At 67.3% G+C, this 6,694-nt stretch carries 7 protein-coding genes; 1 reads left to right on the forward strand and 6 read right to left on the reverse strand.

The genetic code is table 11. The annotated features are described in order from the left end of the window. Window position 1 precedes the first annotated feature (1 nt). Window positions 2–562 carry a cysteine hydrolase family protein gene (locus AC069H_RS08655; RefSeq protein WP_478228586.1) on the forward strand — a complete coding sequence of 187 codons (561 nt, stop codon included), beginning with the start codon at window positions 2–4 and terminating at the stop codon, window positions 560–562. 100 nt (window positions 563–662) lie between these two features. On the opposite strand, the gene ehuA is transcribed toward AC069H_RS08655, so the two are convergent. The 6 genes from ehuA to AC069H_RS08685 form a co-directional block, all read right to left on the reverse strand. Next, window positions 663–1,427: an ectoine/hydroxyectoine ABC transporter ATP-binding protein EhuA gene (ehuA, locus tag AC069H_RS08660; protein WP_340688750.1), complete on the reverse strand. Its 765-nt coding sequence runs from the start codon at window positions 1,425–1,427 to the stop codon at window positions 663–665. Window positions 1,428–1,434: 7 nt separating this feature from the next. Continuing rightward, window positions 1,435–2,091: an ectoine/hydroxyectoine ABC transporter permease subunit EhuD gene (gene ehuD, locus AC069H_RS08665; RefSeq protein ID WP_478228585.1), complete on the reverse strand. Its 657-nt coding sequence runs from the start codon at window positions 2,089–2,091 to the stop codon at window positions 1,435–1,437. Then, window positions 2,091–2,786, reverse strand: coding sequence for an ectoine/hydroxyectoine ABC transporter permease subunit EhuC (gene ehuC, locus AC069H_RS08670; RefSeq protein ID WP_478228584.1), 696 nt, complete (start codon window positions 2,784–2,786; stop codon window positions 2,091–2,093). The genes ehuD and ehuC overlap by 1 nt, the downstream gene beginning before the upstream one ends. Window positions 2,787–2,799: 13 nt before the next feature. Beyond that, window positions 2,800–3,693, reverse strand: a complete 894-nt coding sequence (gene ehuB / locus AC069H_RS08675; RefSeq protein WP_478231819.1) for an ectoine/hydroxyectoine ABC transporter substrate-binding protein EhuB — start codon at window positions 3,691–3,693, stop codon at window positions 2,800–2,802. 118 nt (window positions 3,694–3,811) lie between these two features. Next, complete coding sequence (locus AC069H_RS08680) at window positions 3,812–5,833, reverse strand: protein meaA (protein WP_478231820.1); 2,022 nt, start codon at window positions 5,831–5,833, stop codon at window positions 3,812–3,814. Window positions 5,834–5,914: 81 nt separating this feature from the next. Further along, on the reverse strand, window positions 5,915–6,481 hold the full coding sequence (locus AC069H_RS08685; protein WP_478231821.1) for a YdbT family protein: 567 nt from the start codon (window positions 6,479–6,481) through the stop codon (window positions 5,915–5,917). Window positions 6,482–6,694: the final 213 nt, after the last annotated feature.

The raw sequence follows: 6,694 nt of genomic DNA on the forward strand, positions 1-6,694 counted from the left end.
CATGACCACTGAAAACAAGGCCCTGCTCGTGATCGACGTCCAGCGCGGCTTCGACAAGCCCGTCTGGGGCCCGCGCAACAACCCCGGCGCGGAAGCCAACATCAAGGCGCTCGTCGACGCCTACCAGGAGCGCGGGCTGCCGATCGTGCTGGTGCACCACGACTCCGTGAAACCCGGCTCGTCGCTCCAGCCGGGACAGGAGGGCAACCACTTCAAGCCCGAACTCGACGGCGTGCGCGCGGACCTGGTGTTCGGCAAGAAGGTCAACTCGGCCTTCCACGGCGACGTCGATCTCGACGGCTGGCTGAAGACGCGCGGCATCACGTCGTTCGTGCTCGCCGGTATCCAGACGAACTTCTGCTGCGAGACCACCGCGCGCGTCGGCGGGAACCTCGGCTACGACGTGACTTTCGCGCTCGACGCCACCTTCACCTTCGACCTCGCCGGGCCGGACGGCAGCGTCCTGACCGCGGACGAGCTCTCCAAGGCGACCGCGACGAACCTGCACGGGGGCGGGTTCGCCACGGTCACCTCGACGAAGGAGATCCTCGGGAGGCTTTGAGACTGCCGGGCCGGACTGGGTCAAGTTGGTCGTGAGTGGCGATTCGTGTTCTAACCCGAATCGCCACTCACGACCAGTTGCACCGACGCGGTCGTGAGCCTCACGCCCGGTCGATGACCGCCTTGAGGAACCGCCGCGTCCGGTCGTGCTCCGGGTCGTTGAACAGCTTGTCCGGCGTGGCGTCCTCCAGCACCTGCCCCTGGTCGAACATCATCACCCGGTCCGAGACGTCCCGCGCGAACTGCATTTCGTGCGTGACACAGAGGATCGTGATGTCGGTGGACGTCGCGATCTCGCGCAGCACGCGCAGGACGTCGGCGACCAGTTCCGGGTCGAGCGCCGACGTCACCTCGTCCAGCAGCAGCACGTCCGGCCGCATCGCGAGCGCGCGGGCGATCGCGACGCGCTGCTGCTGGCCACCGGAAAGCCGGGTGGGGTGCGCGTCCTTCTTGTCCGTGAGACCCACCATTTCCAGCAGTTCGGCGGCCCGCGCCTCGGCCTCGTCCCTGGCGACGCCGAGCGAATGGATCGGCGCCTCGGTGATGTTGCGCAGCACGTTCATGTTGGGGAACAGGTTGAACTGCTGGAACACCATGCCGATCCGCTTGCGCGCCTCCCGCAGGTACTTCTCGTCCGCGGGTACCAGTTTCTCGCCGCGCTTCATATGGCTCAGATAGTCGCCGCAGACCTCGATGGTGCCGCCGTCGACCTTCTCCAGTGTCATCAGCAGCCGCAGGATCGTCGTCTTCCCGGACCCGCTCGGCCCGATCAGCGAGACGAACTCCCCTGGCGCGACGGTGAAATCGAGGTCGCGCAGCACGACGTGGTCTCCGTAGGACTTGACCACCTGCGAGAACCGGATCATCGGGGAATCAACTGTGGGCGGCACGTCGCTCCAACCTTCTCACCAGAATCGAAGCCGGCAGGCTCACCAGCAGGAACAGCACCCCGGCCAGGGTGTACGGCTCGACGACGCGGAACGTGTCGGCGCCGACCTCCTTCGCCCTCGCCAGGACGTCGACGACGCCGATCGCCAGCAGCAACGGCGTTTCCTTGAACATCGAGATCGTGTAGTTGCCGAGCGCGGGCAGCACCCGTGGCACCGCCTGCGGCAGGACGACCGCGGTCCACACCCGCGACCTCGGGAGGTTCAGCGCGGTCGCGGCCTCCCACTGTCCTTTCGGGACAGCCTCGATCCCGGCACGGTAGACCTCGGCCGCATACGTCGCGTAATGCACGCCGAGCGCGATGACACCGGTGGTGAACGGGGACAACGTCATCCCGCCCACCGGCTGGATCACGTAGTAGAGCACGAACACCTGGATCAGCAAGGGCGTGCTGCGGACGAACTCGATGAACAGCAGAACCGCCTGGGACAACACGGGAATCCCCGTCCGGCGGATCAGCGCGAACACCAGGCCGAGCGCGTACGCGACCACCGAGGCCAGCAGGGTGATCTCGACGGTGACGAGAAGCCCTTCCAGCAGAAGGGGAACCGATTTCGCGGCGGATTCCCAGCTCCAATCCATCACACACCTCCCGCGGTGGCCGTCATCTTGGCCGGGGCCCGGCCGAGACGCCGCGCGGCGAGCCGTTCCAGCAGCCGCATCCCGCTCGTGATCAGCAACGCGAGCAGGAGGTAGAGCACGAGTTCGGTGCCGTAGATCCAGCCGATCTCGGCACTGAACACCGGCCGCAGCAGTTCACCTTGGCGGGCCATCTCCGGGACCCCGATGAACGACAGCAGTGCGGTGCTCTTCAGCAACTGGATGAAGAGATTGTTGAACGGTGGCAGCATTTCCGCGAACGCCTGCGGCAGGATCACCCGCCGCATCCGCTGGGCCGGGCTCAGGTTGAGCGCGACGGCGCCCTCGAACTGCGCGCGCGGGACCGAATTCACCGCGCCGCGGACGATCTCCGCGCCGTAGGCCCCGTGGTTGAGCCCCAGCACCAGGATCCCGGCGAACATCGGCACCAGCTGGAGGCCGACCAGCACCGGAAGCACGAAGTAGAGCCAGAACAGCTGGACGACTTCCGAGGTGCCGCGGAAGATCTCGACGTAGACCCGGGAAATCCCCCGCACCGGCCGGGACGGGGATCTCAGCGCCAGCCCGGCGGCCAGCGAGAGCACCACGGTGAGCGCGATCCCGCCGAGCGCCGCGGTGACGGTCGCGGTCAGTCCACTGAGGACGGACGTGATGATATGCGATACCGACGAGGACATGTGGTTCGCCCCGTCACACCGCGCAGAGTGTCTCGGTGGTGACACCGGGCTTCGGCAGGTTGTCCGCCGAGAACCCGAACGGTGTCACGATCCTGGTCCATTCGCCGCTGTCCTGCAGCTTCTTGAGTTCGACGTTGAACGCCTCACGCAACGGGTCGTCGTCCTTGCGGAAGACGAAGGCGCCGGCGGACACGACCGGTTTGCCGTCCTTGATCGGGTCGAAGCCTGGCGTGACTTCGGCGGCCGCGCCGGGGCTCTTCGCCAGGACGTCCTTGAGGGAGATGTCGGTGAGCGCGGCGCAGTAGACCCGGCCGTCGGTGACCGCGCGGAGCATGTTGTCCTGCGAATCGAGGGTGACGATCTGGTCCTCGGCGACGCCGGAGTCGGTGGCGTACCCCTTCTCCACGGCCGCCGAGAGCACGGCGACCTTGACCTTCTTGGCCGCGATGTCCTCGAACTTCAGCACCTGCTGTGGGTTCCCCTTGGGTACCAGCAAAGCGGTCAGCGCCGAGTAGTCGGGGATCGAGAAGGCCGCCGCGTCGCAGCGTTCCTTCTTGATGTTCATGCCCGCCGCGACGACGTCGTACTTCCTGGCGTTGAGCGCGGGGATCAGCTGGTCGAAGGAGACCGCTTCGGCGTCCACGTTGTCGATGCCCATGGCCTTGAAGACGGCGCGGGCGACCTCGGGTGCCTCACCGGTGACCCTGCCGCCTTGGTCCGTGAAACCGTACGGCGCTTCGTTCGCGATACCGATCCTGATCTTCTTCGCGTCCTTGGCCGCCTGCAACGCGTCCCCGGAAGACGTGGACGTGCACGCGGACAGCAGCACCGGACCACCGATCGTCACCGCTCCCAGAACCGCTGACCGCCGGAAGAACTCCCGCCTCGACCACTCGCCGTGCACCATCGCGGCACCTCTTTTCGATTAATCGGTTTTAATCGAAACGTAGGTGGGTACCTTGGCGCGGGCAGTGTGAGCGGGTGACGAACCACCTGCCGTTACGGTACCGAGATTTACGGTGACCTTATGTGCTCAGACCGTGGCGCTCCCGCACCAATCCGACAATTCCGTCCATGATGTCGGTGAGTTCGTAGTCCTTCGGCGTGAACACTTTCGCGATCCCCCGCTCCAGCAGGAGCTTCTCGTCGTCCGGCGGGATGATGCCGCCGACGATGACCGGGATGTCGCCCGCGCCCGCGGCCCGCAAACCGTCCACGACCTGCGGCACGACCTCGAGATGCGAACCAGAGAGCACCGAAAGCCCGACGACGTGCACACCCTCCTGGACGGCGGCCGCGACGATCTGCTCCGGGGTGAGCCGGATGCCCTGGTACACCACCTCGAAACCGACGTCGCGCGCCCGCACGGCCACCTGCTCGGCGCCGTTCGAGTGCCCGTCTAGGCCGGGTTTGCCGACCAGGATCCGCAGCCGCTCGCCGATCTCGGTGTTCGTCGCCTTGACCCGTTCACGGACCCGGCGGATCTCCTCGTTGCCCTCACCCGCGGCCGCCGACGCGGAAACCCCGGTGGGAGCGCGGTATTCGCCGAACACCTCGCGCAGCGCGCCCGACCATTCGCCGGTGGTCACCCCGGCGCGGGCACAGTCGATCGTGGCCTCGAACAGGTTCTCCGACGTCTTCGCGATGGCCTTCAGCTTCTCCAGCGCCGACTCGGCGGCCGCGTTGTCGCGCTGCGTCCGCCATTCCTCGATCGCGGTGACGGCCTGCTTCTCGACGGCGGGGTCGATCGTTTCGATCGCCTTGGCCCCTTCGGCCTGCAGCGGCGAAGGCTCGGTGGTCTCGAACTTGTTGACCCCGACCAGGATCCGTTCGCCGTTCTCCATACCGCGCCGGTACTCCGCGAGCGAGGCGACGAGCTGGGACTTCATGTAGCCGCTCTCGACGGCCGCGACGGCGCCGCCGAGATCCTGCACGCGCGCGATCTCCTCGCGCGCGCCGGCCATGATCTCGTCGACCTTGGCCTGGATGACGTGCGAGCCGTCGAAGATGTCCTCGTACTCGAGCAGGTCGGTCTCGAACGCGAGCACCTGCTGCATCCGCAGCGCCCACTGCTGATCCCACGGCCGGGGCAGGCCGAGCGCCTCGTTCCACGCGGGCAGCTGGATCGCGCGCGCCCTGGCGCCGCGGGAAAGCGAGACCGCGAGCATCTCCAGCACGATGCGCTGGACGTTGTTCTCGGGCTGCGCCTCGGTCAGGCCCAGCGAGTTGACCTGCACGCCGTAGCGCAGCCGTCGCGCCTTGGGATCCGTGACGCCGTAACGATCCCGGGTGATCTCGTCCCAGAGCGCGGTGAACGCGCGCATCTTCGACATCTCTTCGACGAACCGCACACCGGCGTTGACGAAGAACGAGATCCGTGCGACCACCTTGGCCATGTCGGCCTGCTCGACCTGCCCGGAGTCGCGGACCGCGTCGAGGACGGCGATGGCGGTGCACAACGCGTACGCGACCTCTTGCGTCGGCGTCGCGCCGGCCTCCTGCAGGTGATAGCTGCAGATGTTGATCGGGTTCCACTTCGGCACGTGGTGCACGGTCCACGCGATCATGTCGGTGATCAGGCGGAGACTCGGGCCCGGCGGGAAGATGTAGGTACCTCGGGAGAGGTATTCCTTGATGATGTCGTTCTGCGTGGTGCCGGTGAGCTTGGCCAGCACCTCGTCCACGTCACGGCCCTCGGCTTCGGCCTGCTCGCGCGCGACGGAGACGTAGAGCGCCAGCAGCCACATGGCGGGCGCGTTGATCGTCATCGAGGTGTTGGCCTCGGCGAGCGGGATGCCGTCGAAGAGGCGCCGCATGTCGCCGATATGCGAAACCGGGACGCCGACCTTGCCGACCTCGCCCTTGGACAGCTGGTGATCCGGGTCGTAGCCGGTCTGCGTCGGCAGATCGAAGGCGACCGAGAGGCCGGTCTGCCCCTTCGCGAGGTTACGGCGGTACAGCTCGTTGGACGCGGCCGCGGACGAGTGGCCCGCGTAGGTCCGCATCACCCAGGGGCGGTCCCGTTCACGGTCCGTGGGATAGGGCACGGTGCACCTCCGGCGCTGGACGACCGCCCGAGTGTACCGGCCGGTAACATCAGCCGCACGGTTGTATAGCACACAGTCGGGTCATTCTCCGGCCATCGATCCCTGGCGCTGTCGTGCCTCGTCGACGGCTTTCGCGAGCTTCTCGCGCACTTTCGCCACGTCGCTGACACCCACGAGGATGACCGGCGGCTCGCGGTCCTTCCCGGTACCCGCGCCGAAGTTCGCCGACGCCCACGCCAGCACGCCGAGCCTGCCGAAGGTGATCGTCCCGGTCTTGCCCGGCCCGGGCGTGACGACGGGATCCGCCAGTCCGGCCAGCGCCGCGGACTCCTCCTTGCGGCGGACGAGCGAACTGGTCGCGATGACCCTGCCGTCCGTGACGGCGTACGTCGTCGAAGCAAGCCTGAGGTAGCGGATCAGGGGCCTGCCGGCGAGATGGAAGACGCCCGCGGCGGTGAGCACGACCCACGCGGCCATGTGGAACGCCGTGTCGTGGTTGGCGGCGAAGAACGCCGTGACGCCACCGAGCCAGAGCAGTCCGACGGGGACGTTGAACCGGTCACCGGGATTGAAGAGGGGCCTGCGCACCGGCTGCCCGGCCCAGATGACCCGTTCGCCCGGAAGGAGGTCGATCTGCCCCTCATGCATGCCACGGCACACTACCCGTCCGGGGGACGGGCGGCAGTGTCCGTTCGTCGGTGAAATTCCGGGCCGAACGGACCTATCCGAGTCGTCGGCGCGGGTGGGTCGTGGGGGGGGGGGTGGGGTTTTCCCCCCACCCCCCCCCCCCACCCCCCCCCCCCACCCCCCCCCCCCCCCCCCCCCACCCCAGGTCCACAAAAAGAACCAAAAAGAAAAAAG

It is taken from the genome of Amycolatopsis sp. NPDC043887, from assembly GCF_056435665.1.